This is a genomic window from Dietzia sp., from assembly GCF_036741115.1.
Classification (GTDB): Bacteria; Actinomycetota; Actinomycetes; order Mycobacteriales; family Mycobacteriaceae; genus Dietzia.
Genome location: NZ_DAINST010000021.1, coordinates 13,437 through 37,641 on the forward strand (window position 1 = coordinate 13,437; position 24,205 = coordinate 37,641).

General features: G+C 69.4%; 24 protein-coding genes. 12 read left to right on the forward strand and 12 right to left on the reverse strand.

Going from position 1 to position 24,205, the window contains the following annotated elements; genetic code table 11:
- Positions 1–59: 59 nt before the first annotated feature.
- On the reverse strand, positions 60–1,139 hold the full coding sequence (locus V7E05_RS05090) for a hypothetical protein (RefSeq protein ID WP_333618589.1): 1,080 nt from the start codon (positions 1,137–1,139) through the stop codon (positions 60–62).
- Positions 1,140–1,195: 56 nt separating this feature from the next.
- Between V7E05_RS05090 and V7E05_RS05095 the strand changes: the two genes are divergently transcribed.
- Positions 1,196–1,804, forward strand: coding sequence for a DUF2020 domain-containing protein (locus V7E05_RS05095; protein ID WP_333618590.1), 609 nt, complete (start codon positions 1,196–1,198; stop codon positions 1,802–1,804).
- A 35-nt stretch (positions 1,805–1,839) separates the two neighbouring features.
- On the opposite strand, the gene V7E05_RS05100 is transcribed toward V7E05_RS05095, so the two are convergent.
- From V7E05_RS05100 to V7E05_RS05125, 6 genes are all read right to left on the reverse strand, one after another.
- Complete coding sequence (locus V7E05_RS05100; protein ID WP_333618591.1) at positions 1,840–1,998, reverse strand: hypothetical protein; 159 nt, start codon at positions 1,996–1,998, stop codon at positions 1,840–1,842.
- Positions 1,999–2,853: a class E sortase gene (locus V7E05_RS05105; protein WP_333618592.1), complete on the reverse strand. Its 855-nt coding sequence runs from the start codon at positions 2,851–2,853 to the stop codon at positions 1,999–2,001.
- A 40-nt stretch (positions 2,854–2,893) separates the two neighbouring features.
- On the reverse strand, positions 2,894–3,487 hold the full coding sequence (locus V7E05_RS05110) for a TetR/AcrR family transcriptional regulator (RefSeq protein ID WP_333618593.1): 594 nt from the start codon (positions 3,485–3,487) through the stop codon (positions 2,894–2,896).
- A 114-nt stretch (positions 3,488–3,601) separates the two neighbouring features.
- The gene (locus V7E05_RS05115; RefSeq protein ID WP_333618594.1) at positions 3,602–3,829 is read right to left on the reverse strand and encodes an antitoxin; all 228 of its coding nucleotides are present in this window, start codon (positions 3,827–3,829) and stop codon (positions 3,602–3,604) included.
- A gap of 153 nt (positions 3,830–3,982) precedes the next feature.
- Entirely contained in the window at positions 3,983–4,318 is a 336-nt protein-coding gene (locus V7E05_RS05120) for a GNAT family N-acetyltransferase (protein ID WP_333618595.1), read from the reverse strand.
- 3 nt (positions 4,319–4,321) lie between these two features.
- Positions 4,322–5,233, reverse strand: a complete 912-nt coding sequence (locus V7E05_RS05125) for a universal stress protein (RefSeq protein ID WP_333618596.1) — start codon at positions 5,231–5,233, stop codon at positions 4,322–4,324.
- A 424-nt stretch (positions 5,234–5,657) separates the two neighbouring features.
- Between V7E05_RS05125 and V7E05_RS05130 the strand changes: the two genes are divergently transcribed.
- From V7E05_RS05130 to V7E05_RS05140, 3 genes are all read left to right on the forward strand, one after another.
- Positions 5,658–6,677: a pseudouridine synthase gene (locus tag V7E05_RS05130; RefSeq protein ID WP_333618597.1), complete on the forward strand. Its 1,020-nt coding sequence runs from the start codon at positions 5,658–5,660 to the stop codon at positions 6,675–6,677.
- A gap of 191 nt (positions 6,678–6,868) precedes the next feature.
- Positions 6,869–7,627, forward strand: coding sequence for an ABC transporter ATP-binding protein (locus tag V7E05_RS05135; protein WP_442891609.1), 759 nt, complete (start codon positions 6,869–6,871; stop codon positions 7,625–7,627).
- Positions 7,628–7,630: 3 nt separating this feature from the next.
- Positions 7,631–10,282 carry an ABC transporter permease gene (locus V7E05_RS05140; RefSeq protein WP_333618599.1) on the forward strand — a complete coding sequence of 884 codons (2,652 nt, stop codon included), beginning with the start codon at positions 7,631–7,633 and terminating at the stop codon, positions 10,280–10,282.
- 195 nt (positions 10,283–10,477) lie between these two features.
- Here the strand turns inward: V7E05_RS05140 and V7E05_RS05145 are convergent, their stop codons facing one another.
- On the reverse strand, positions 10,478–11,080 hold the full coding sequence (locus V7E05_RS05145) for a TetR/AcrR family transcriptional regulator (RefSeq protein WP_333618600.1): 603 nt from the start codon (positions 11,078–11,080) through the stop codon (positions 10,478–10,480).
- Positions 11,081–11,350: 270 nt separating this feature from the next.
- Between V7E05_RS05145 and V7E05_RS05150 the strand changes: the two genes are divergently transcribed.
- Complete coding sequence (locus tag V7E05_RS05150; RefSeq protein ID WP_333618601.1) at positions 11,351–11,482, forward strand: hypothetical protein; 132 nt, start codon at positions 11,351–11,353, stop codon at positions 11,480–11,482.
- Positions 11,483–11,812: 330 nt separating this feature from the next.
- The gene (locus tag V7E05_RS05155; protein ID WP_333618602.1) at positions 11,813–13,435 is read left to right on the forward strand and encodes an NYN domain-containing protein; all 1,623 of its coding nucleotides are present in this window, start codon (positions 11,813–11,815) and stop codon (positions 13,433–13,435) included.
- 58 nt (positions 13,436–13,493) lie between these two features.
- Here the strand turns inward: V7E05_RS05155 and V7E05_RS05160 are convergent, their stop codons facing one another.
- Together V7E05_RS05160 and V7E05_RS05165 are read right to left on the reverse strand one after the other, a co-directional pair.
- Positions 13,494–14,405, reverse strand: coding sequence for a PspA/IM30 family protein (locus tag V7E05_RS05160; protein WP_333618603.1), 912 nt, complete (start codon positions 14,403–14,405; stop codon positions 13,494–13,496).
- Between the two features lie 115 nt (positions 14,406–14,520).
- The gene (locus V7E05_RS05165) at positions 14,521–16,032 is read right to left on the reverse strand and encodes a hypothetical protein (protein ID WP_333618604.1); all 1,512 of its coding nucleotides are present in this window, start codon (positions 16,030–16,032) and stop codon (positions 14,521–14,523) included.
- A gap of 256 nt (positions 16,033–16,288) precedes the next feature.
- Here V7E05_RS05165 and V7E05_RS05170 point away from each other — a divergent pair, with 256 nt between their 5' ends.
- From V7E05_RS05170 to V7E05_RS05185, 4 genes are all read left to right on the forward strand, one after another.
- The gene (locus V7E05_RS05170; protein ID WP_333618605.1) at positions 16,289–16,765 is read left to right on the forward strand and encodes an NUDIX hydrolase; all 477 of its coding nucleotides are present in this window, start codon (positions 16,289–16,291) and stop codon (positions 16,763–16,765) included.
- Between the two features lie 320 nt (positions 16,766–17,085).
- Positions 17,086–18,093 (forward strand): SGNH/GDSL hydrolase family protein, encoded by a 1,008-nt coding sequence (locus V7E05_RS05175; RefSeq protein WP_333618606.1) that lies wholly within the window; start codon positions 17,086–17,088, stop codon positions 18,091–18,093.
- Positions 18,094–18,146: 53 nt separating this feature from the next.
- On the forward strand, positions 18,147–19,439 hold the full coding sequence (locus V7E05_RS05180; protein WP_333618607.1) for an acyltransferase family protein: 1,293 nt from the start codon (positions 18,147–18,149) through the stop codon (positions 19,437–19,439).
- 284 nt (positions 19,440–19,723) lie between these two features.
- Positions 19,724–20,176: a hypothetical protein gene (locus V7E05_RS05185; protein ID WP_333618608.1), complete on the forward strand. Its 453-nt coding sequence runs from the start codon at positions 19,724–19,726 to the stop codon at positions 20,174–20,176.
- A 160-nt stretch (positions 20,177–20,336) separates the two neighbouring features.
- On the opposite strand, the gene V7E05_RS05190 is transcribed toward V7E05_RS05185, so the two are convergent.
- Entirely contained in the window at positions 20,337–21,386 is a 1,050-nt protein-coding gene (locus tag V7E05_RS05190; protein WP_333618609.1) for an SGNH/GDSL hydrolase family protein, read from the reverse strand.
- A 155-nt stretch (positions 21,387–21,541) separates the two neighbouring features.
- Complete coding sequence (locus V7E05_RS05195; RefSeq protein ID WP_333618610.1) at positions 21,542–22,582, reverse strand: beta-ketoacyl-ACP synthase III; 1,041 nt, start codon at positions 22,580–22,582, stop codon at positions 21,542–21,544.
- Positions 22,583–23,079: 497 nt separating this feature from the next.
- Here V7E05_RS05195 and ehuB point away from each other — a divergent pair, with 497 nt between their 5' ends.
- Both ehuB and V7E05_RS05205 read left to right on the forward strand, forming a co-directional pair.
- Positions 23,080–23,919: an ectoine/hydroxyectoine ABC transporter substrate-binding protein EhuB gene (ehuB, locus tag V7E05_RS05200; RefSeq protein WP_333618613.1), complete on the forward strand. Its 840-nt coding sequence runs from the start codon at positions 23,080–23,082 to the stop codon at positions 23,917–23,919.
- A 38-nt stretch (positions 23,920–23,957) separates the two neighbouring features.
- Positions 23,958–24,205, forward strand: a 248-nt coding sequence (locus tag V7E05_RS05205; protein WP_333618611.1) for an ABC transporter permease subunit, incomplete at its 3' end; no start/stop codon positions are given.

The window sequence follows — 24,205 nt, forward strand, 5'->3', positions numbered from 1 at the left end:
GCGCAAGCAAGAGAAATGGGTAATCGCGAGGCATAGCCCGGGTGTATAGCGCGCGGAGCCTAGCGCTTGGTGGAGATATAGGCGGCGAGCGAGAGCAATCCCTTCGACTCGTCGTCGAGGGATTTATCGTCGTCCGAGCGACCCGGCGTATTAACGCTGACCTGCCACAACGCATTCCGCGCGACGAAGAAGGTCTGAGTGTGCGGGGACGAGCCCGTGGGTGTGCTGTCGCAGCGCAGGGCGTCCACCTCCTGCTTTGCCGCCCGCTTCTGCGCGGCGGCCGAGGTGGTGGTGCCCGCGGCGCCGGGCTTGGCCGTGCCGGTTGAGGCGGCCGAGGTGGAGCTCGCAGGGCTGCCCTTGCTTGGGGTGGGGCGCCCGATCTGCGTCGGCAGGCCCACGGCCGGAAGCGTTCCGAGCGAGGAGACACCGTCGAGCGGCGCAGGTCCCTCGGACTCCCGCTTCGCCGCTGCGTTGGCGGACGGGTCGGGGACGTCGACCGTCGAGCTCGCGGTATTACAGGTGTAGAGGGGGCCGGCCAGGGTGGGAATCGACTCGAGCGTCGCCGCGCCGTCCTCGCCCTTGCGCAAGGGACGAACGGCCACGAAGACCGCGTTCTCCGAGTCGAGCTGCTGGGAGGGCTCCTCGGCGGAATCGTCCGAGGGCGAACCCGTCTTGGTGGGCGCGGCGGAGGTGCCGGACGCGTCCGATTCCTCTTCCGAACCCTGGACCGCGCCCTTCATCGACTCGAGGAGGACGTCGGGTTCGTCCCAATGGGAGCCGTAGGCGCACATCTCCGGCGAGGCGGCCGGGGCGGCCGGCTCGGAGTCCATCAGCTGGACGCCGACGATCTCGGCGACCTGGTCCACCGTGAGCCCCACTGCATCGCACGCGACGATCGGCTGCGGACGCGCGCCGGGCGAGACCTCCGCGTCGTCGAGCGGACTGGGCTTCACGGTCGTCGAGTGGTCCTCCTTCTCCGGCGGCGGAGCCGGCATCTCGGAGGACTGATCGTCCGCGGACGCCGCGTCGTCGGGCGAGCAGGCGGCGAAGACCGGCGCGGAGAGCGCGGTGAGAGCGAGGACCGCAGCGCCCGTCCGGATGCGGCGGACACCGCGATTGGAGCCGGGCGCAGATCTCATGCCGGTGATTGTAGCCGCGGGTCTCCCACCCATCCGAACCCGATACTCTGGGGGCCATGCCGAAACCCCGCCGCACCCTTGCCCGCCTGCTCGGCGCCGCAGCCCCGCTCGTGCTTACCGCCGCGCTCGTGGCCGGTTGCTCGTATGACGGCTCAGGGGACTCCTCCCAGGGCGGATCCGATTCCGCCGAGATGGGGGTCATCACCACGGCCGCCCCCGATTCCGCCTCCGCGGCGGAGCCTGCGCCCGCGGCGAGCGAGGCCGATCGGCAACCGGTTCCCGGCGACGTGGGCGAGTGCCCGTATCTCTCGCCGGAGGAGGCTTCCGACGCGGTCGGGGAGAAGCTCACAGAGAGCCGCCTCGATTCTTCCTTCGATCCCCCTGCGTGTTTCTACTACGCCGAGGACGGCCGGCTCTCGCTGCTCGTCTCGCTCCAGGACGCAGGAACGCCGCAGCACGCCGTCGAGCTCGTCGACGGGCTTGTGCCACCCGATTCGACGGAGCGTTCGGACGTCGAGGGCTGGACCGGCGGCCGCTCCGGCGCCCAAATGGGCGCGAGCCTCGCGCTCTACAAGGACACGAAGGTGCTCACGGTGCAGTCGATCCAGGCGCCCTCGGAGGCCGTGCAGGCGGTCGCGGAGCTCGTCGTGCCCCGCCTCGGCTGAGACGCCGGCCGGGAACGGACGGCCGGCGTCGAGGATTAGGGCGATACGGCGACCCCGGAGAACGGCAGCGCCGCTTCGACGGCCGGGTAGACCACGTCCATGAGCAGGAAGAACAGCCCGACGAGGGCGGCGATCACGATGGCGATCCGCACGGCGACGGGCCCGGGCAGATGCTTCCAGATCCAGGCGTACATCTAGGAGCCTCCGGGCTGATCGGGACGTCCGCCGTCATCGGCGGCATTCGCCTTCGGCGTGGAGCGGGCGAGAGCGGCGTGGATGATGAGCCGCTCGGTGGCGGAGAACTGCGGGTGGCACGTCGTAAGCGTGAGCAGCGCGAGGGCGCCGGGCGCAGGCGCGTCGCGTGGGGAGACGTGTGGAACCGTCGGGTTCGGGGCGATCACGTCGACGCGATCGGGGGTGACGATCTCGCGACCGCTCAGGCCCGCGTAGTCAGTGGCGAGCCGCGCGGCGATGGGCCCGGGTAGGCATGCGGCCGCAGCGGACGCGGCCGCTTCGGGGGCGTTGTGGGCGTCGGTCGGGAGGACACGGTATTCCAGGACGGAATCGGCGGTCTCGATATCGATCTCCGCGCAGGTGTCGAGGCGGCCGAGCGCGTTGAACGGCGAGCCGCGGCCCACGCGGTGCCCGGCGACGGCGAAATTGCCGGGCTCCCCGGGCGCCGCGCTCGAGGGGTAGTGCCCGGGGCCTGCCTCGAGGTCGGCTGCGGAGACGCCCTCCATGACGGCGAAGCGGAAGTCGCTGCCGAATTCCGGGATCGAGAGGCGCGCGAAGGCGCGGGGCGAGTCCGAATCCGTGCCCGAGTCGGGGTCTGTTCCCGAGTTCGGTCTCTGCGCCTGTCCCTGCCCGTGACCTGCCGGAGCGCGGGTGTTCGGCGGCGCGGACCAGCTCTCTGAGAGCGCGGCATCGGCCTGCGCCTGCTGCCTCCCGGACTCCCTGTCGGTCCAGACGAGCTGGTAGAAGACGTAGCCGGCGAGGATAACGCCGATGGTGACGAAGATTTCGCCGGTGAGGAAGGCCGCACGGGCCATGCCGGCCGCTCGCCGGCTGCGGGGAGGCATGGGGCGTTGCTCAGTCGACGAGGCGGAGGATCATCTCCGCCATGTTGCGGGCGGTGCGCACGCTCGTGGTGTGGTCGTGCATTCGCGCGGCCGTCACGGCGCCATCATGGAGCACGACGAGACGCATGGCCATCTCCTCGATGTTGTCCGGGTCCTGCAGGCCCATCGCGCGGAGCTCGGAAGTGATGGTGTCGAGCACCCACTCCCTGTGCGCGTCGACTGCCGCCCGGATGGCGTGCTCGCCGGGGGTCGCGGGCTCGGGGAACTCGAGGGCGGCCGCGATATACGGGGAGCCCGTGGGGATGGCGCCGGGCAGCGTCGTGACGAGGTCGAAGAAGGCGAGGATGCGGTCGCGCGGCCGCTGCATCGGCGCCGTGCGCGTCTCCCATGCGGCGACATCGGAGTCGTGCATCTGCTCGAGATAGGCCACCACGAGCGCGTCCTTCGAGCCGAACGCGTTGTAGAGCGAGGCCTTCGCGACCTTCGAATCCTTGAGGATCCGGTCGATCCCCACCGCGCGGATCCCGTGCGAGGTGAACAGCTCAGTGGCCGTGTCGAGTAGCCGCACCCGCGGACTCGCCTTGACTGTTCCCTGTGCACTCACTGCCCCAGGTTATCGCGTTCGTGAAATGGGAAGAGGCGCCGGGAGAGGAGTGTCCCGTCGCCTCTCGAAATCGAGCTCGTCCCCGCCGTCTGGCGGCGGGGACGGAAGCCGACGCTACTGGCCGGGCTGGCCCTGCTCGGGCTGGCCGCCCTCGGGAGCCTGCTCGCCGCCGCCCTGCTCGCCGCCGAGCGAGTCCGAGACCTTGCCCTTGGCGGTGTTGATCTTGTCCTCGTACTTGCCGCCGGTCTTCTGGTTGATGACGTCGCCCGCCTTGTCGAGCCCCTGCGAGACCTTGTCGGGGTTGCCCTTGGCGAATTCCTTGGCCTTGTCGAAGATGCCCATGAGTGCATTCCTTCCCTGTAGGTGGCGTTGCAGATCGTTTTGCTACGTGCCCGAGCCTATAGACGTCTGCGGATCGGTGCCGGGTTCCAGGCGGCGGGCGATTCAAGGGGAGCGGGGTTGGGAACCGGTGACGTGGCTCCTTGCCCGCGTTCCTCAGCGCACGAGATCGCCGTAGTCCTCGGGGTGTTTCTCGATGAACCCGGCGACGAACGAGCAGTGCGGTGCGACCTTGAGCCCCTTCGCCCGGGCATCGTCGAGTGCCTCGCGGACGAGCACGCCGCCGAGACCGCGGCCACCGTGGGCCGGGTCGATCACGGTGTGGGGCATGGTGCGCACGCCATCGGCGTCGGAGTAGTCGGCGAATCCGGCCACGTCGCCATCGACGAAGATCTCGAACCGGCCGGCCTGCTCGTTGCGGGCGACCGAGATCTCGCCGGCATCCGCGCCGGTCTCGCGAGCGTTGTTTTCCGGGGTGCTGTTCTCGGCCATGGCTTACTCGTCCTCACAGCCGGCGGCGGCGGGTCGCACGACCATGACGGGCGCGTACGAGGCCTGCAGAAGCGAACGGCTCGTGGAGCCGAGGAGCATGCCGGTAAAGGTGCCGCGGCCGTGCGAGCCGACCACGACGAGCTGCGCCTCCTTCGACTTCTCCACGAGGATGCGAGTTGCGCGGTCCTCGGTGACGAGCGTGTCGACCTCGACCTCCGGGTAGCGCTCCTTGATATTGCCGAGCGCGTCCTCGAGCATGCCGCGCTGCTCGTCGGAGAGGCGCTTGAGATCGTCCTCGGAGAGGATGATCCCCGCGGCGGCGGCTTGGACCTCGGGGTCGATCCACGTGTGCACGGCGAGGAGGTGCGCCCCGCGCGCCTTGGCCTCGGAGAACGCCCACTCGGTGGCGCGCACCGAGTTGTCCGAGCCGTCGACGCCGACCACGACCGGGCCGTCGGAGTGGACGTTGTCGGCCGTATCGGCCTTCGTGACGATCACGGGGCAGAATGCGTTCGTGGCGACGTGTGCGGATACCGAGCCGAGCACGACGCCCTTGAGAGCACCGAGCCCGCGCGTGCCGAGCACCACGATCTTCGCCTCGCGCGAATATTCGATGAGTAGCTGTGCGGGATTGCCCTCGGCCACGGCGCCCGTAATCTTGAGCTCGGGCTCGGTCTCCCGCGCGATCTTCATCGCGTCCTGGACGACCGGCTCGGCCTCCTTCTCGAAGTGCTCGACGAGCTGATGCGGCGGCACCATTCCCTCGGAAAACATGGCCGTCGGGGCCGAATAGGCCATCACGATATGGAGACCGATTCCGCGTCCCGCAGCGGTTTTCGCCGCATAGGCCACGGCGGCCTTGGAGACATCCGATCCATCGACACCGACGACGACTGCACCCTTGTATGCGCTCATGCCGTCGATCTTACGCCTCACCCATGACGCCGGAGGCCGAAGTCGATGGGCCTGTCCCGGCAGCCCCGGGCGGTGGCGGAGGGGCCGCCCCGGCCGGTCCCCCGGGGGATCAGATCCCTTCGGGGAACGGGGCGTTCGGGGGGTAGGCGAGGGTGAAGCTGCCCTGGACGACGGGGAGGAGGAACTGCCCGGGGCCGGTGAGGAAGAACTGAACGATGGCGTCCATGGGGGAACTCCTGTGTATCGGGGTGCCGGCGAAAGTGGGCCCGCCGGCCTGCCGGGCGGTGGGCCGGGAGACCGGCATAACGCTGTTGCGAACGTTGCCAACGATACTCATTTGGCGGGCGTTGACAAAAGATGCGCAGAAATATGGAAGGGATTGCAGTGGCCGATGGTTCGACGGATTGGGGATAGAATTGCCCTCGTGCCGAGACCGAAGCCGCTTCCGCCGCGCGCGGGCGTCGACGCCGTGCGCTTCCGGCTCCCGGACCCGCCGGGCCGCGGCCCCATCGCCGATGAGCTGCTCCGCGCCTTCCCCGATCGCCGGTCCGAGATCCTCGAGCGTCTCGCGGCGGGCGGCGTCGTCGACAGGAACGGGCAGCCGGTCGGCGAGTACGCGCCGGTGGTCAAGGGCGTCGACGTGTGGCTCCACCTCGAGCCCGGCGAAGAACCCGAGGTGCCGGGAAGGCTCGACATCGTCCATGCGGACCAGGACCTCGTGGTCGTGGACAAGCCGCACTTCCTCGCGACCACCCCGCGGGCGGGACACATCCGCGAGACAGTGCTCGTGCGGGGGCGCGTGGCCACGGGGCACGACTCACTCGTCCCGGCGCACCGGCTCGACCGAGGGACGGCGGGCTTGGTGGCGATGGCCGTGCACCGGCGCGTCCGCGCCGCGCTGTCGACGCAATTCCAGCACCGCGGCGTCACGAAGAAATACCTTGCCGTGACGAGCCTGCCGGAGGGGGCGCCCGCGAGTTTCGTGCGCGCGAGCCGCATCGAGAAGATCCACGGGATCCTCCAGGGCGCCGAGGTCAGCGGCGAGCCGAATGCGCGGACCCGCGGGCGGCTCCTCGGCGCCACGCGCGGGGACGACGGTGCGCGGCTCGGGCTGTGGCAGCTGTCTCCGGAGACGGGGCAGACCCACCAGCTCCGCATCCACCTCGCGGCGCTCGGTATGCCGATCCTCGACGACGACCTCTACCCGAACGTGCGCACGCTCGGCCGCGAGGACTTCTCCCGGCCGCTCCAGCTCCTCGCCGCGGGGCTCGAATTCGAGCACCCGGCCGGAGACGGCGGGGGCGGCGAGGGCGGCGAGGTCCGTAGGCGCCGCGGGGGCCGGGGGCCGCATACCGGGCGCGTCCGCTTCACGTCGCGGCGGAGGCTCGCGCGCTGGCCGAAGAGTGAAGAATGGCCAGGTGAGGGTGAGATCTGGGCGGACTAGCCCCGGAGATTCCGGGTCCGAGCCTTGTCGGGGCCAGCCATCGAGCCCTGGGTGAACCCTGAGGCGGGGCGTAGAGGAATCCGGGAGCCGATTGGGGGTTGACCCCGATGTGGGCCCGCGCGGCGCGGAGAAGACTGAGTTCCGTTCGACGACGAGCCCACGAGGACAAGGAACCCACGATGAGTCACGCCATGACCGAGCCCGCGCGGCCGGCAGCGGGAGACCGGCCCGCCGCGACCGCCCGCGAGCTGTTCAAGATCTACGGCTCCGGGGACACGGAGGTGCGCGCGCTGAACGGGATCAGCGTCGACTTCCACCCCGGGCAATTCACGGCGATCATGGGGCCCTCGGGCTCCGGCAAATCGACGCTCATGCACTGCCTCGCCGGGCTCGACCGCCCGAGCTCGGGCTCGGTGCGGATCGGCGATACCGAGATCACGGAAATGAAGGACAAGAAGCTCACCGCGCTGCGGCGCGACGAGATCGGCTTCGTCTTCCAGAGCTTCAACCTCGTCCCCACGCTCACCGCGCGCGAGAACATCACGCTTCCCGCGGGCATAGCCGGGCGCAAGGTCGACTCCGCGTGGTTCGACGAGGTCGTCGAGCGTCTCGGCCTCGGTGACCGCCTCGACCACGTTCCGTCCGAGCTCTCCGGCGGCCAGCAGCAGCGCGTCGCCTGCGCGCGGGCGCTCGTCGGGCGGCCGCAGATCCTCTTCGGTGACGAACCGACGGGCAACCTCGATTCCAACAGGTCCGCAGAGGTGCTCTCGATCCTCCGCAACTCGGTCCACGAGTACGGGCAGACCGTGGTGATCGTGACCCACGACCCGCGCGCCGCCTCCTACGCGGACCGCGTGCTCTTCCTCGCCGACGGCGTGCTCCGCGACGAGCTCGAGGCGCCGAGCGTCGACGCCATCCTCGAGACGATGCAGTCGCTGGGAGGGATGTAGGCCATGTCCGCCACACAGTCCCCGCACCGCGGGGGCGATCCCGGCCCAGATAGCGCCGCCGCCGGCGCGAATTCGGCCGCGGCCACGGCCACCCGGCACAGGGGCCCCGCCCCGAAGGGCATGTCCACGGTCGCGCTGCGCAACATCTCCGCGCACAAGCTCCGCATGGTGCTCTCGGTGCTCGCCGTCGTCCTCGGCACGGCGTTCATCTCCGCATCCTTCACCTTCACCTCGACCCTCCAGAACTCCTTCGACAACATCCTCGGCACCCAGGCCGAGGGCCTCGATGCGGTCGTGCAGCCGAAGGAGAACAACGAGGTCGGCATGCCCCTGGCCGACGTCGAGAAGATCGAGCATGTCCCCGGCGTCGCGACCGCGCAGCCGGCGCTCGAGGGCAATGTCGTGCTCATCGAGCCCGACGGCAAGCCGGTGCAGACCGGCGGAGCGCCGATGAGCGGGCAGGCGTGGCATGACCCCGCCACCGTGGTCGGCGACCAGTACCAGCTCGAGCAGGGCGCAGCCCCGAGCGCGCCGGGCCAGATCGCCCTCGACACGGCCACCGTGGAGAAGTACGGCTACACCGTCGGAGGCCACGTGCAGGTCTACGTCCCATCCACGGGAACGGTCGACCTCACGCTCACTGGCACCTATTCACGCGAGACCAGCACCGGCGGGTTCATCGGCGTGTTCTTCGATCCCGCTCAGGCCACCGAGTTGTTCACCGACGGCTCCCACGTCCCCGCGATCCGCGTCGGCGGGGACGGCACGGTCGACCAGAAGGCTCTCGCCGCCGCGATCGCGCAGGTCGAGCCCGATGCGGATGTGCAGACCGGCGCCGCGTGGGCGCAGGAGCAAAGCGACCAGCTGAAGCAGGGATTCTCTTTCCTCAACTACTTCTTCCTCGCCTTCGGCGCGATCGGGTTGCTCGTCGGCACGTTCATCATCTTCAACACCTTTTCGATGCTCGTCGCGCAGCGCCTCCGCGAGCTCGCGCTGCTCCGCGCGATCGGCGCCGGAAGCGGGCAGGTCGTCCGCTCGGTGCTCGTGGAGGCGGCCATCACCGGCCTGGTCGGCTCGATCCTCGGCGTGCTCGCCGGCTTCGCGCTCGCCTTTGGTCTCTTCAGCCTCATGGACGCGCTCGGTTTCGGGCTCCCGGGCTCGGGCCTCGCTGTCACCTCGTCGGCGGTCGTCGTTCCACTCGTCGTCGGCCTCGTGGTCACCGTGATCTCCGCGCTCGTCCCCGCGTGGCGCGCCGGCCGCGTCCCTCCGGTGGCGGCGATGCGCTCGGGCCCCACGGCGAGCGGCGCCTCGAACAGCTCGAAGGTCGTCACGATCATCGGCGCGGTCGGCCTGCTCGCCGGTATCGCCCTCGCGATCATCGGCTCCCGGCAGGACACCGCGAGCGCCGGCGCGGCGCTCGTCGGTCCCGGCGCGCTCCTGGTCCTCGTGTGCGCGTTCCTCGTCATGCCGCGGCTGTCTCCAATCATCGCAGGCGGGATCGGCCGGATCATCGGCTCTCCCTTCGGCAGCATGGGCAAGCTCGCCGCGACGAACTCGGGGCGAAACCGCTGGCGCACGGCGGCGACGGCCTTCTCGCTCACGCTCGGTCTCGCGCTCGTCGCCGCCTTCGGTACGTTCGCGGCCTCGACCAAGGAAAGCGTCGCCGAGTCATTCTCCAACGGCGTCCACTCGGACCTCGTGGTCCAGGGCGCGCCCGGGCAGGGGATGCCGACCCCGCTTCCGCCCTCGGTGTACGACAAGGTCGCGCACGTCGACGGCGTCGGCTCGGCCACGGCCATCAGTTACGCCGCGGCGAAGACCCCGAACAAGGGGACTGTCACCGTGGTCGGGATCGACGGCCCGGTGGAGTCCGCGCTCGAGGCCGAGCCCGTCGAGGGCGATGTCCAGCCCAGGCCCGATTCCGCGGTGGTCAACGAGTCGACCGCCGAGGCGAACGGCTGGAAGGTCGGCGAGGACGTCTCGTTCTTCGACTCCGCGGGCGGCGAGATCACGGTCCCGCTCACCGGCATCTACGAGAACACCGACACGATGTCGGGGCTCGTGGTCGGCACGCAGGCCTTCGACAAGCTCGTCCCCGTTCCCCTGCAGACCATTCAGATGGTCTTCGTCGAGGCGGCCGACGGCCAGGACGTCGGGCAGCTCGACGAACGCATCTCCGACGCAATCGCCGACAATCCGATCGCCACGGTGCAGACCATCGACGAGCTCATCAAGCAGCAGTCGGGGATGATCGACCAGCTGCTCAACATCATCTACGCGTTGCTCGCGCTCGCACTCATTATCGCGGTGCTCGGGATCATCAACACCCTCGCGCTATCGGTGATCGAGCGGCGCACGGAGCTCGGGATGCTCCGGGCGATCGGCACGCAGCGCCGTCAGATCCGCACGATGATCACCCTGGAATCGGCGCAGATCGCGATATTCGGCGCACTGGTCGGCGCCGCGATCGGCACCTTCCTCGGCTGGGCGTTCGTCTCGGCGATGTCGAGCGAGGGGATCTCCAGCGTCGCGATCCCGTGGGGGACGATCGTCGTGGTCCTCGTGGCGGCCGGCGTGGTCGGCGTCCTCGCCGCGCTGTGGCCCGCCTACCGCGCCGCACGGACCTCGCCGCTCGAGGCCATCGCGGAAGGGTAGGCCCGTCTATGACGGCGGACGCCGGCACCAGCCGGTCGACGCCGAGGGCAGCGGCCCCGCGCCGATAGCGCGGGGCCGCCGTCATATAAATGGGTGTCGGTGCCCCGGAGCGTGCGTGCCCGGGCACGACCGGGCGCCGTGGCCTGGGAGAAGTGGTGAAGGGGTGGGGAGGGACAGGGAAGAACCCGGATCGGGTCAGAGCCGGATCCCGAAGATGCCGCGCTTGTCGCTGCCGTGATGGACGGAGAGCAATGAAGACAGGAGACGCGCGTCGGTCCCGCTGGTATCTGCCTCGCCGATGCGGCGGCCGGCGGAATGCTCCCACAGCAGGCCCTCGAGGGCGGTGAGGAGCGGGCCGAGGAGCTCGGAGGAATCGAGGCCCGCGGAGGCGAGCGGGCCGGAGAGGTCGTCCGGCGCGACGAGGGCCTCGCGCAGCAGAGCGGAATCCCCGCTATTGCGGTTCTCCAGCTCAAGGATGAGGGAGGAGCGGGCGCGCAGCTCGCCCTGGTAGTCGGCGTACAGGCCGCCGAGCCAGTCCGTGAGCACCGTGGTGAGTTCCGCGCCGTCCGCCGGGGTCTTCGCCGCCAGCTCGGCGTGCTCGGTGTAGCCGCGCAGCAGGGAGGCGAGCCGCTCGACGGTGAGCTCGACAAGCTGCGCCTTCGAGCGCGCGTAGTACGAGGTCGAGCCCGTGGCGAGCGAGGCCGAGGCATCGACCGCGCGATGGGTAAGGCCGCGGATTCCGACCTCCGCGACCACTGCGATGGCGGTGTCGGCGATGAGGATGCGACGCTCTTCCATGGTTTCTCCTTACGCGGCGGCACGGCTCCTTGCCCTGAGAGCCTAGAGAAGAGGGGCACCATGTGTGGGGGTTTCGGCACGCTCGAGGGTCGTGAGAACGTGATTTGGTTCATCCTTCTGGGCTAAACCTCCAGCTTCCGCGCGGTGAACACCTAGCATTGCCAAAAGCAATGTCACATTCGAGTAACAAGTTCGCCACTTTTTGCGACATACTGGAGTGCATCGCGCGCCAGGGCAACGACCTGGCGCCAAAGGAAAGGTAGCCCGCAAGTGAACCCCAACGAAGTCTTCCTCCAGGCCATGCAGCCCGTCGTCGACGTGTTCTGGACCCTCGTCTGGAGCGCTACCGGTTCGACCCTCTCGGTCCCGCGCCCCACCGCGCCCACCGCGCCCACCGCGTAGTCGCGCCGACGGGGCACGTCCCCGCCGCCCTCACCGCCGCCGCAGAGCGGCCGGAACACCTCCGTCGCGCCGCCGACGAGGCCCGGATTTCCCGGGTGGTACGCCGCAACTGCGGCACCCCCGCCGCCGGACCCCGCCGGCGGCGCGACGCATTTCCCGCTGGTGGGGCCGAGGATCGGGGCGAGTCGGTGCACGGCCAACCGCAGCCCCCGGCCGGGCCCCCGACGCAGTCCCCGGATCGGCCCCTGGCCACGCCCGGGCGGAAACGGGCATGCTGGAGGTACGGATTTAGCGATATTTAGCGATTGATGGAAACAGGTGGATGGAGCAGTGCTTGAGAGAACGACGATCTTTGTGGACACCTCATATCTGCTCGCCAGCTTCTACAACTCGTGGGAAGAGGGAGCAAGGGAGCAGCTCGAGGTCTCACTGTCCACGGTGGTCCAGACCCTCGACCAGATAGCGCGGAAGCAGTCGAAGCAGCCGACACACCGGCAGTTCTGGTACGACGGCGTGCCGGATAGCGGACCGCACCGCTATCAGCGCACCCTCCGGGTCATCGACGGGGTGATCCTCCGTACGGGCCAGCTCATCGAATGGGGCAATAGGCGGTCGCAGAAGGCCGTCGACACCCGGCTCGTCGCCGACATGGTGCTCGCCGCTTTCCGCGGCCAGTGCACGGACATGGTCCTCGTCTCGGGTGACGCGGACATGATCCCCGGCGTCGAGGCCGCGATCGAGGCCGGGGTGCGCGTACACCTCGTGGGCTTCGGCTGGGACTCCGTGTCCTCCGCGCTCCGCAACGCCTGCGATACCTCGCTCGTACTCGACCCGCGCACGGATTTCGCGGAGTCGATGCAGATCCGCGTGCTCGAGGGCCCGCTGCCCACACACGTCTGCGGCAACCGCCCCGCGCAGTCCGGCGAGGGTAAGGGCGGCGCCGAGGGCTCCTCGGTCGACATCGAGGACGTCGATTTCCAGCCGGGCCGCGCCCGCGACGAATCCGTCGCCGGCGCGCACGAGCGGCGCCGCTCCCGCGCGGAGTCGCGGGCCGAGGCCGAGAAGTCCGACCGCGAGAAGGACTCGGGCGAGAAGAACGACGCCGAGAAGGCCGAGGGCGCGAAGGCCGACGGCAAGCACGCCGCAGGCGAGTCCGCCGAGGCCGCCACCGATTCGGCTACCGAGGTCAAGGCCGAAAATGACGGCGAAGGTGCCGTTTCCACGCCGGCCGGAGGGACGTCGTCCGCGCCCGTCGAGAGCGGGAACGCCGCCGGCGAACCTTCCGGTGCGGCGAGCGACGCGATCCCGGAGGACACGGCGGCCCGGTCGCAGCCCTCGGCGGCGGGGGAACTCGCGGACCCCGCGGGCGACCGGGCGGGCGGCGACGCCACAGCGGAGATCGTCGAGACCGATGAGGTCGGCTCGGAGGACGGGACGTCCGCCGTCATGGGCGGAAACGAGCATGGGCAGCCGGGCGAGGAGCAGCATGGCCGCCCGCGCGGGCGTTCGACGGTGACGGTGACGCACCGTTCCGTGACCATCACGGCGCGCGCCGAGAGGCACGGCTACAGCAGCGAGCACGAGGATGCGGACGGTGAGCGCGAGGGCAGCGCCGCGCCGCGCCCCAATCCGTCGATGATGGCGCCGCGACGCAGGCCGGTACGCTCGCGGTACGTGCCGCTCACGGAGGAGGTGTGGAGCTCCTCGGGGGATCCCTCGCCTTTCGACGTCGGGCAGCAGTACGCGACGTGGTGGTACAAAAACGCTGCGGACGAGGAGCAGAAGCTACAGGCGCACACGCTCACGGGCGGGGCGCTGCCCCCGGAGGTCGATCGGCCGCTGCTGCAGTTCGCGTGCCAAATGCTCCACGAGTTCACGCTCAACGAGTTCCAACGGGTCGCGCTCCGCGACGGATTCCACGAGGGAATCCGCGGGATCGTTATGCAGAAGTAGAGGCGGCCGAAGGGCAGGCGACGATCGACCGCGGAGGGCCGGTATAGGCCGGGAGCGCCTAGTGCGTGTCGCGCGGGAAGCCCGGCGCGTCGGCGGCGCCGCCCGCATCGGCGGCGTCCGCTCCGCCCGTGGCCGGGTTGGGCTCGTCGACGGCCGTGTCGGTGACGTCGATGTCGGCGTCATTGCCGGCGCCCGCTCCGGCCGTTCTGGTTGCACCGCCCTGAGCCTTCGCCCCGGCCCCGCCGTGGAGCTCGGCGCGGATCGCGTCGAGCTTCGCGCGGCCGGCGTCTTCGCGCTGCAGCGCCTCGGCATCGGCGAGCGCGCCGGAGTTCGCCGCCCCGCTCGCCTCTGCCAGCTCGGCCTGCCCCACCGCGGTGTTGTGGCGCTGCTCGATCTTGTCCCGGATTTGCTCGAAGGTCGGGTTCGCGCCGAGCGAGACCTCCCCGGTGATCGAGTTGGTCGAGGTCTGCTGCTGCTCGGCCATCTTCGCCTGCTGCGCCTGGAGGAGGAGGGAGTCCTCCTGCGCAAGCGTTTCCTGGAGTCGCGCCTCGCTCTCGCGCACGGCCTGCTTCGCCTTCTCCGCATCGGCGTTGGCCTGCTGGGAGAGCGAGCGGGTCTGCTCGAGATCCTGCTCGGCGGAGACGAGCTGAGCCGCGAGCTGCTCCGCGCTGCGCTCCCACTCGGCGGCCTTGGCTTCGTCGCCGGCCGCCCGCGCATCGTCGGCGAGCTGGACGGACTGGCGGACCTGGCCCTGGAGCTTGTCCAGCGCGCGCTCCTTGGTGCCGATCGACTCCTCGGTGCGGCGCGCGTTACCGATCACGGCGGCCGCCTGGTCCGAGATCTGGCGGTGCTGCGCCCTCGCCTGATCCATCGCCTGGTGGACCTGCACCTTCGGGTCGGCGTTGTCTTCGATCGAGCGGTCGAGGGAGGCCTTGAGGTAGTTCCAGCCCTTGGAGAATGGGTTCGACATCGCGCCGGTCCTTCGTTCTATCGGGTGCAGGGGCTTACCCGCGCAGGTGCGCGGGGAAGCAGGTGCCACCCACCCTAGAGAAATCCGGCGGGCGCCGTGGGCCTGCCGAAACCGCTCAGCGGTCGAGGGCCATGCCCAACGCCGCGGCGGCGGGGAGGGCCGAGCGCGGGATGTACGCCTGGCGCCACAGGCCGCCCGAGCTCGCGCCGTCCGCCTCGTGTTCCCACAGGTAGTCGCGGTCGGCCTGCTCGGTGGACAGGTCGTGGACGAGCAGTGCGGCGAGGAGCGCCTGCGAGGTCTCGGGGTCGAAGATCTCGATGCCGAAGCGGTGCGCTCCCTTGTAGACCGCCGCGAGCGCCTTGTTCTTGAGCACGGAGACCGTGCGCGTCGCCGGTGCCACGTTGATCGACACCCGGCGGCCCTTCGCGAGTTCCTCGATCGAGCGCCAGCGCTGCACGCGCTTGGCGAGCGTGTAGTTCGGACCCTGCTGCGTGACCAGCGCGTCGTGCACCGCCGGGCCGGAGCCCACGGGGTAGTTCCGCGAGAAGCCGCGGCCGCCGGTGACGCGGTGGAGCAGGCCCTTGAGCTTGCTCGGCTTGTTCGCCGCGTCGAACGCCGCGTTGGACTGCTCGTGGACGTCGCCGGGTACAACGAAGGTGTCCATCGGCGTCGCGAGGTAGGCGAGGGCGTCGACGGTGCCGTCGTCGAGCAGCGTCTCGGCGAGGGCGTCCGCGGCGGAAGAGAGGCGGACATGCGTGCCGCCGTCGGCGTAGAGGTACGTGCCGAGCGTGACCGGCGACTGCGCGGCCGCCGCGATCCATGCGCGCGCCTCCGGAAGCTGGGCGAGCAGATCGATGCCCGGCTTGCCGCCTGAGATCGGCGCGCGCAGCGTCCCGGCGACGCGGCCGGGCTCGAGCACCCGCTCCCAGACGCGCGAGGACGGCAGGTCGAGCGCGAGCACCGTGGCGCCCCAGTCGAGGAGCACGTTGCCCGGGCCCATCTCCGAGCCCATGCCGAGCACGGCGACCTCGCGGCCCGGGAGCGACAGCCACTCCGGGTGGGACTGGACCTCGAGGAGCTTGTCGGCGGTCGAGGGCTCGATCACCCCTGCGTCGCGCCACCTGGCGATCTGCCCCTCGAGCGCGGCACCGGAGAGCTCGGTCCCCTTGTATGGGATCACCAGTTCTGCGGCCTTCTCGCCCGTGCCCTCCACGTTGAGCGTCTCCGGCGTGGTCTCGGCCGTAGCGGAGGCGAGGTAGCGGGTCATGGGGATCTCGCCCTCCGGCGTCACGCACACCATCCGGGACTGGAGGGTGTGCAGGGCCGTCGAGGAGACCGTGCGGTAGGCGGCGTCGTTGTGGACGCCGCAGGCGACCATCTCCACAAATGGCGTGATGTAGTCCTTGCGCCAGTTCTTCACGGCATCCATGCGCCGCTGCGCGCCCGGATCGACCGCGGAGAGTGCCGCGGCGACGACGTCCCGGGCAAGCGAACCGGTCGAGCGTTTCCCCTCGGAGTCGGCGGGGAAGTGCACGCCCCGTAGATCCTCTTTCTGCGGCGCTTCTGTGTTCGCTCCGGTCGTCGCCCGGTGTGCCGACGTGCTGCCGTCCGCCCTCGGTGCTGCCATTGTTCTTCGCCTTTCCTCGGTGCCCGGTTCCGTGCTCCGGAGCGGTTCGTTGGGGCGGCTCGGTCTTTGTCTGCGTCCAGCTCGCACCGTGCTCGCGCGCGCCGCGCCGTACCGCCCAAAATATGATTGATACCTCATGTTAGCCAGATCTGGTCGCATGCGTCGACGGATTGCGGAAAGTCCGGGCGGTGCGGCTCGACGTTCTCCCGGCCCCATTCCGGATGACGGCGGAGGTCCGCGGCTCTACCGTGAAAGGATGTCGACCCCGGAATTCGTTCGTCGCCTGCGGCGACATATCGGCCACGAGCCGCTCTGGCTCGCGGGCGCGACCGCCGTGATCCGAGACCCAGGCCGCCGCGCGGTCCTGCTCGTGCGCCGCGCGGATTCCGGTGCGTGGACCCCCGTGACGGGGATCGTCGACCCGGGCGAGCATCCCGCGGAGGCCGCGCGGCGCGAGTCGCTCGAGGAGGCGGCGGTGCGTATCTCGGTGGTCAGGCTCGCGGCGGTCGGGGTCACGTCGATGGTCACGTACGGCAACGGCGACCGAGCGCAGTACATCGACCACACCTTCGAGTGTGAGTATCTCGGCGGGGATCCGCGGCCCGCGGACGGCGAGAACACCGAAGTCCGCTGGGTCGGGGAGGACGAGCTCGACGGATTTTCTGGGATTCCCGCGCATATGCGCGAGCGCATCGAGGCAGCTCTCTCGGGCGAGGAGCGCGCGCGCTTCTAGGTGGCCGCATGCCCCCTGTGCCCGGGGCCGGAGACATCCGAGGTCGTTTCCGGAGCTCTGGGCATTTAGGGGTCGAAGGCGGCTCGGAGATGGCTCGGGCGTCTCCTCTGTGCGCCGGCCGGGGTTCGTCTGAGATTTCCTGGGGATTCCGCGCGGAAAATCTCTACGCTTGTTCACATTTTTCAAATAGGGGACGATAAGTAGACATAAGCGCGCACAAATCTGTGACTCTGGATTATTAGAGTGATCTGTGTGACGATTGTGAATACTTTGACGAGCGACTGACAATCGTGCCCGCGCGGGCACGTTCAGGAGAGAAGATGCGAGCGAACGCCAACGAAACCACGATCGGTGCCAAGCGCGGGTTCGGGACGAAGATCGCGGTGTTGGGTGCCGCGGCCGTCGCCGGAATCGCGCTGGGATCCGCCCCCGCCAACGCCCAGCTCCCCGACGCGGCGGGCTCTCTCGTCCAGGCCACCGGCTCGGGCGAGTCCGAGCCCATCGCCCAGAACGCGCCCGAGGGCGGCGCCCGCCTCATCACGCTCGGCGACTCCGTCATGGCCGGAGACAACCTCCCCTACGTCGACGCCGGCAAGGGTTGCTACCACTCGACGCGCCGCTACGTCGCGGAGATCGCGCGCTCGCTCGACGTCTACAAGACCCCGGACTTCCAGGACGCCTCGTGTTTCGGCGCAACCCTGGACTCCGACACCGGCGGTATCCGCCTCGTCGACCAGACCGCCAACATGCGGGACCGCGGTGCCTTCGGCCCGCGCACCGAGCACGTGCTCATCCAGGCCGGACTCAACGACTACTGGGGCGCGCCCCGGCAGCACCTCCTCGACACGGCGACGAACTGTGCCGCGAACGTCGTCCAGGGCTGCGACATGAACGCCGTGGCCGAGGGGCGCTCGCAGGACCCGGACGCGATCACCGCCGACGAGTACACGAAGCGCGCGAAGACCTCGATCGACTTCATCAAGTACTACGCGCCGAACGCAAAGATCTCGATTGTCGGCTACCCGACCTACCAGGCCCCCGGCGAGCGGACCTGCATCTCCGTCGGTGGTGCCCCGGCCGAGCAGCCCCGCGACGAGGTGCTCGACCGTCTCTTCCGCAATATGCAGTCGGCGCAGGCCGGCGCGGCGGCGAACCTCGGGGTCAATTTCATCGACCTCAAGACCCCGACCGCCGAGCACGGCGGCTGCACCGATCAGCCCTGGGTCGGCGGCCTCCTCGACCCGAAGTCCGAGTTCAACGGCATCCCCCTGCACCTCAACCCGGCAGGCGAGGTCGCGGCGTTCAACATCGTCCGCCCGCAGATCTAATCCGACCGCCTCGCGGCGGGCCCCGTCTACCCACCCAGGAGGATCTCCCGTTGGTGCAGCCGACCATTCGTCCCGACGCGATCGGCGCCAACGGGAGACCCCGGGCGCTCCCGGCCCTCACGAGCGCGCGCTGGTACGCCGCGCTCACCGTGTTCGTGGTGCACGCGCTCGTGTTCATGCCCGTGTACCCGTTCCAGAAGTCGGACCTGTTCCGCACGATCCATTCGATCATCCCCATGCAGGTCGGATCGGCCGCCGTCACCTTCTTCTTCCTCTTGTCCGGGTTCATCATCTTCTGGTCGAACGGGGCGATGAAGGAGCCGGTGTACTACGTCCTCCGGCGCCTGCTCAAGCTCTATCCCACGCACCTAATCACGGCGATCATGTTCCTCGTCGTCGTGTGGAACTTCCCGTGGGAGAAGGTCGGCGCCTGGCTGCCGAACTTCCTGCTCATCCACACGTGGAACCCCAGGTGGTCCCAGCTCGGCGGTCTCAACGTCCCCTCGTGGTCGCTGTGCGCGGAGCTGCTGTTCTACGTCTCGTTCCCGCTCTTCCTACCGCTGGTGCGTAAGATCCCCACCGACCGCCTGCTCGCCGCGATCGGCATCCTCTTCGCCGTGATCGTGGTGCTGCACCTCGGCTACTACTTCTTCGCCGACGGCTACAAGGGCGTGCACAACACCTTCGTGCCGAAGTTCTTCGACATCCCGGGGTCCCCGCCGTACGACATCCACGCAGCGCCCGCGTGGTTCCTCCTGCCGCAGCACCTCGTCGACGGCGGTTACTTCCTCTCGTACACGTTCCCGCTGTCGCGGCTGCCGGAGTTCTACCTCGGCGTACTCGGTGCCCGCGCGGTACTCGAGGGCGTGTGGCGCAATACCAACATCGCGTGGCCGTCGATCGCTTTGCTCGCGGCGCTCGCGCTGACCTGGGTCCTGCCGGTCAACTTCAAGATGAGCGTCCCGATGCTCCTCCCGGTGCTCGCCCTGGTCAGCTCGCTCGCGGTTCGCGATCTCGAGGGTCGTAACGGACCATTTCTGACGTCGAAGGTCGCCCTATGGGGAGGCAACACCTCTTTCGCCTTGTACCTGGTCCAATTCCCGGTGATGGCGGGCCTACAGAAATGGGTGATTGCGGGCGGCGAGTACGGCTTCTGGGGCTGGCTCGGCTTCGCCGCCCTCGCTCTGGTGATCTCCTCTGCCATCGCCGACCTGATCTTCCGTTTCGCCGACGATCCGGCGATGAAGACCTACGCCAGGGTGCACCGGGCGCGCAGGGCCCGCCGGCAGGCGGGAGCAGGCGCGGGTACTGAGCAACCGCGGGCACGGCACAGGCTGGCCGAATAGGGCGGAGTGGTTCGACGCTAGGGACGGTGCCGTTGGGGAAGTGCTGAGCGGTAGCCGTGGGTTTCCCGGGCGAGTCCGCATATCGGAGCGACGATTTAGATACCGTGAGGGCGCACGAATCCCGAACCGCGGTGCCGCTGCTCGGGCATTCCGAGTGATGCGGGGCCGCCGATCGGTCTCGATCCAGGCGCCGCGAGGGAACACACCAGCGATGCGCCGTGCGGCGCACCACGTGTGGGTTGCGCGTCAAGGCCCGCACCTGTTCGGACGAAGGGTTTTTGAACATGGCGAAGAACACGACCCGCGCTATGCAAGCGGCGGCGCTCCTCTCGGCCGGCCTCATCGGCCTCGCCGCCTGCGGCGGCTCCGGGGGCGATTCCTCGAGCACGTCCTCGAGCACGTCCTCGAGCTCGTCGTCGAGCACGACGTCGAGCTCGAAAAGCTCCTCCAGCTCGTCGTCGAGCTCCTCTTCCTCCTCTTCCGCGCCCGCCGAGGCGCCCGAGGGTGCTCCGGCCGAGGGCGGCGAGGGCGCGGCCCCGGTTGCTCCGCCGGTCGAGCAGGCCCCTGCCGGCGACGCGGGCGGCGCCGCTCCGGTGGCTCCGCCGGTCGACCAGGCTCCCGTCGGTGGCGGGGACATGGGCGGCGGTGCTGCCGGCGGCGGCGACACGGGCGGCGGCGACACCGGCGGCGCTCCTGCGCTCCCGGGCGACGCGGGTGGCGGGCAGGCCGGCTACTAGGAGTAGCCACTGGCTGCGCACCGCGCGCGAGGGCTCGACGAGCCCGGCAATTGCAAAAACGAGGGCGCCTTCCCGCGGCCGCGGGGAGGCGCCCTCGTCGTGTCCGCGGATCGCGTGGTTCAACTGGGGCCGAGGCGCCTTTGCGGCGCCGGGGCGCCACCTAGATCGCGGCCTCGACGGCGGCCGCCATCGCCTCGTGACCGAGCGGGGTGGGATGCATGGGGAACGAACCGGTGTCCGCTCCCTTGAAGTCGACCCAGCGCTCTCCGGGCGCCGCGCACGACGTGTGCGCATCTGCGCCCGGGGGTTCCGCGAAGAGCGCGCCGTGACGTTCCGCCGCTTCGCGGACGAGGGCATTGAGCCGCCCGGTGATCCCCGCGGCCCACTCCTTGTCCTGCGGCGAGATCGCGGAGATTTCGGCGCACGTGTCCGTGGCGGCGATGAGCGGGATATACCCCGTCGCCGCGACCGTGGCCCGCGGGGAGGCAGCGGCGATGGCCTCGTAGACGCCGTCGAGCTGCGCGGGAAGGGCGGCGAATGAGTCCTCGGTGCGCTGCTCGAACTCGGTGCGGCACTCGGAAGGGGCCCCGTTGCCCGAGGCGTCGTCTCCTGCGTCGCCCGCAGTGGTCCCGCCGGCGGAACCGAGGGTGAACCCCGCGAGCATGGACCGGCCGAAACATCCGGCGATGGAGCCGAAGTCGATGTCGTTGCCGCCGATGGAGAGGGTCACGAGGTCCGTGGTCGGCGTGAGTGCGCTGAGCTGCGGCGGCAGCGTCTCGTCCACCGCCGGGGAGCCGGCGGATTCACCCGTGGGGCGCGGCTCGGTGAGATCCGGGATCCGCGCGCCCTGGCATGAAGTGTCGGTGCCCGACTCCACCCGGTGACTCTGCAGAAGTAGAGCCGGGTAGTTCGCGGCCGCGCGACGGCAGAACGGCGGGGAGCCGGGATCGAGAGTGGTGCCGCCGACGGCGGCGTAGGAATCGCCGAGGGCTACGTACTCCGAGTAGACGGCGGGAGCCGGCGGAGTCCCGGCAGCGCTCTCCTGGGCGGCGCCTTCTCGGGCGGCACTGACCGGGGCGGTGTCGCCGGGGCCGCCGGCGCCTTCCGGGCCGCATGCGGCGAGGAGCGATGTCGCGGCGCAGGCTACGGCCGCGAGGCGCAGCGGCAGGCGGCGTATCGCGGCAGAGGCCCTGGGCTGGCTGGTGGGCATGGAAATAGGGTACGTCCGCCGTCATAGGTGGAATTTCCCATGACGGCGGACGTACCGGTTCTCCTTTGCGGGCCTTGAGCCGCGCCCCTGGCCCGGAGCCTGAGCCGGGCGACTTCGCCGCTTCCCCGACAGGACTTCGGCCTTCGGCCAATGGGCTACTCGGCCGGAGCCGGCGGCAGCTTGACGACCTGGCCGGCGTACGAGAGGCCCGCGCCGAAGCCGATACACAGGGCCGTGTCGCCCTCCTTCGCTGAACCCTCGCGGAGCATGGTCTCCATGGCGAGCGGGATCGACGCGGCGGAGGTGTTGCCGGTGTGCTCGATGTCGTTGGCGACGGCAACGGTATCCGGGAGGCCGAGGTGCTTGGCGAGCGCATCGTTGATGCGGCCGTTGGCCTGGTGGGGGATGAACGCCTGGATGTCCTCGGGGCCGACATTTGCCGCCTCGAGGGTCTGCGCCGCGACCTTCGCGACCGTGAACGCCGCCCAGCGGAACACCTTGCTTCCGTCCATGACGAGCCAGGGATGCTCGCCGGCTTCGGGGCTCTCGGCCTCGTCCATGACCTCGTACCAGGTCTTGGTCTGGCGGATCGCCTGGCCCTTCTCCCCGTCCGAACCCCACACGACGGGGCCGAGCTCGTTCTCCTCCGCAGGGCCGACCACCACCGCCCCGGCGCCGTCGCCGAAGATGAAGGCGGTGCCCCGGTCCTCGGGGTTAATGGCTTCGGAAAGACGCTCTGAGCCGATGACGAGGACGTAGCGGGCGCTGCCGCCGCGGATGACGTTCGTCGCCACAGCGAGCCCGTAGCCGAATCCCGCGCAGCCCGCGGCGAGGTCGAAGGCCGCGATGCCGTTTCGGCCGATGTTGTTCGCGATGATCGGCGCGCCGTGGGGGATGATCGTCTCGTACGTCGAGGTGCAGAAGATGATCGCGTCGATGAGCTCCGGGTCGACGTTCGAGTTCTCGATCGCCTTACGCGCCGCCTCCGTGGCCATAAACACGACGCTCTCTTCGCGCGAGGCCCAGCGGCGGGTCTTGATGCCCGAGCGCTCCTGGATCCATTCGTCCGAGGAATCGATGTGCTTGCAGATTTCCTCGTTGTCGACGATGCGCTCCGGGCGGTACGCGCCGATGCCGTAGAGCTTCGTGCCGTTCGAGCCCTGCGTGACGGCGATCGCCGTGGAATTCTCGGCCATGTGCTTCGGTCCTCCGTAGTTGCTTGTCGCGCGGCGGTGCTGAGTATGGGTGACCGCCGGACGAAGTCGCTCGACTGTGTCGGTTTCTGTCGTTGTCAGTTTCTGTCGCTCCGCGACGGGTGATCCCACTCTAATCCTTGTCGTTAATGGCTGTTCGTTCGTTAGGCGAGGCTCGCCGGGTGCGGGGGAGCCGGGTGATGGGGCGCGGGATCTTTATGTGTCATAGATCACGAACAATAAAATTGGGCGTGGCGCCGGGTTTGACGGGCGCTCTCGGCTCTTGCGGCGGATCGAGTCGAGAATTGCTGGGAATTTAAGGAGGGCGGATCCCACTCCAATTGCGCGAAAGTGGAGTGGGATATAAGTTTTCACTGTTACGCTTGTGGCGCATGCAGGACCCGATCGCGAACCGACACCGAGAGAAAATCGAGAGAAAGCTGACTGCGATGTCCCCGCTCCCGCTGAAGAAAATCGTCAACCGCTCCGTCGCCACGTTCATGACGGTCACGGTGCTCGCGGGGGGCGTGGCCGCGTGCTCCTCGACCAAGGACTCCGAAGGCGACACCCTCCAGTCGCTCAAGGACAAGGGCACCGTGACTGTCGGCTTCGCCGGCGAGGCGCCGTATTCGTTCGAACAGGACGGGCAGCTCACCGGCGCGACCGTCGCGCTGCATCGCGAGATCTTCAAGAACCTCGGGATCGACGGCCTTGAGGGCGTCAACACCGATTTCGGCGCGCTGATCCCGGGGCTCCAGGCGAAGCGCTTCGACGTCGTCAGCGCGGGGATGTCGATCCTCCCTGAGCGCTGCAAGCAGGCCGCGTTCTCCGAGCCGGAGTTCAACTACACGACCGCGCTCATGGTCGCGGCCGGGAACCCCAAGGGGCTCACCGACATCGACTCCGCGAAGGAGAAGGGCGCGAAGATCGCGACGATGACGGGCGCGATCGAGTCCGACTACGCCTCGCAGCTCGGCATCGACGCCACTCAGGTCGCCTCGCCGCAGGACGGGATGGATGCCGTGACCTCCGGGCGCGTCGACGCGTTCGCGCTGACGGCGATCTCCCTCAACTGGATGAAGGACAACAATCCCGACGCGCCGGTGGACGTGACGGAGTCCTTCGTGCAGGAGATCGACGGGAAGCCCCAGCGCGGCGCCGGCGGCACGGTGTTCCGCACGGACGACAAGGAGCTCCTCGACGCCTACAACGCCGAGCTCGCGAAGATCACCTCGGACAAGGACAAGTACCTGTCGATCGTGGGCGAGTACGGGTTCACCGAGAAGGAGCTCCCCGATCCGTCGCTGACCACGAAGGATCTCTGCGACGGGAACATCTGATCGCGCCGGGGCCGATCTGCGGCGGGAAGTGAGGGCCAATGGGTAGCGAATTCTCGGCGCTGGGCGACGCGTGGCCGCGGATCCTCGACGGCATCGGGACGACGCTGGCGCTGACCCTGGGCGGCGCCGCGCTCGCCCTGGTGCTCGCGCTGGTGCTCGGCGTGGCCGCGGGCACGCACAACATCGTGGTGCGCGGCATCGCGCGCGTGGTGATCGAGTTCTTCCGCGGCACCTCGCTCCTCGTCCAGCTGTTCTGGCTGTTCTACGTGCTGCCGTTGCTTGGCTA

What these genes read in the sequence shown, in the direction of transcription:
- V7E05_RS05090 (WP_333618589.1), bottom strand. Translation starts at nt 1,139, where the DNA reads ATGAGATCTGCGCCCGGCTCCAATCGCGGTGTCCGCCGCATCCGGACG.
- V7E05_RS05095 (WP_333618590.1), top strand. Translation starts at nt 1,196, where the DNA reads ATGCCGAAACCCCGCCGCACCCTTGCCCGCCTGCTCGGCGCCGCAGCC.
- V7E05_RS05100 (WP_333618591.1), bottom strand. Translation starts at nt 1,998, where the DNA reads ATGTACGCCTGGATCTGGAAGCATCTGCCCGGGCCCGTCGCCGTGCGG.
- V7E05_RS05105 (WP_333618592.1), bottom strand. Translation starts at nt 2,853, where the DNA reads ATGGCCCGTGCGGCCTTCCTCACCGGCGAAATCTTCGTCACCATCGGC.
- V7E05_RS05115 (WP_333618594.1), bottom strand. Translation starts at nt 3,829, where the DNA reads ATGGGCATCTTCGACAAGGCCAAGGAATTCGCCAAGGGCAACCCCGAC.
- V7E05_RS05120 (WP_333618595.1), bottom strand. Translation starts at nt 4,318, where the DNA reads ATGGCCGAGAACAGCACCCCGGAAAACAACGCTCGCGAGACCGGCGCG.
- V7E05_RS05125 (WP_333618596.1), bottom strand. Translation starts at nt 5,233, where the DNA reads ATGAGCGCATACAAGGGTGCAGTCGTCGTCGGTGTCGATGGATCGGAT.
- V7E05_RS05135 (WP_442891609.1), top strand. Translation starts at nt 6,869, where the DNA reads ATGACCGAGCCCGCGCGGCCGGCAGCGGGAGACCGGCCCGCCGCGACC.
- V7E05_RS05140 (WP_333618599.1), top strand. Translation starts at nt 7,631, where the DNA reads ATGTCCGCCACACAGTCCCCGCACCGCGGGGGCGATCCCGGCCCAGAT.
- V7E05_RS05145 (WP_333618600.1), bottom strand. Translation starts at nt 11,080, where the DNA reads ATGGAAGAGCGTCGCATCCTCATCGCCGACACCGCCATCGCAGTGGTC.
- V7E05_RS05160 (WP_333618603.1), bottom strand. Translation starts at nt 14,405, where the DNA reads ATGTCGAACCCATTCTCCAAGGGCTGGAACTACCTCAAGGCCTCCCTC.
- V7E05_RS05165 (WP_333618604.1), bottom strand. Translation starts at nt 16,032, where the DNA reads ATGGCAGCACCGAGGGCGGACGGCAGCACGTCGGCACACCGGGCGACG.
- V7E05_RS05170 (WP_333618605.1), top strand. Translation starts at nt 16,289, where the DNA reads ATGTCGACCCCGGAATTCGTTCGTCGCCTGCGGCGACATATCGGCCAC.
- V7E05_RS05175 (WP_333618606.1), top strand. Translation starts at nt 17,086, where the DNA reads ATGCGAGCGAACGCCAACGAAACCACGATCGGTGCCAAGCGCGGGTTC.
- V7E05_RS05185 (WP_333618608.1), top strand. Translation starts at nt 19,724, where the DNA reads ATGGCGAAGAACACGACCCGCGCTATGCAAGCGGCGGCGCTCCTCTCG.
- V7E05_RS05190 (WP_333618609.1), bottom strand. Translation starts at nt 21,386, where the DNA reads ATGCCCACCAGCCAGCCCAGGGCCTCTGCCGCGATACGCCGCCTGCCG.
- V7E05_RS05195 (WP_333618610.1), bottom strand. Translation starts at nt 22,582, where the DNA reads ATGGCCGAGAATTCCACGGCGATCGCCGTCACGCAGGGCTCGAACGGC.
- ehuB (WP_333618613.1), top strand. Translation starts at nt 23,080, where the DNA reads ATGACGGTCACGGTGCTCGCGGGGGGCGTGGCCGCGTGCTCCTCGACC.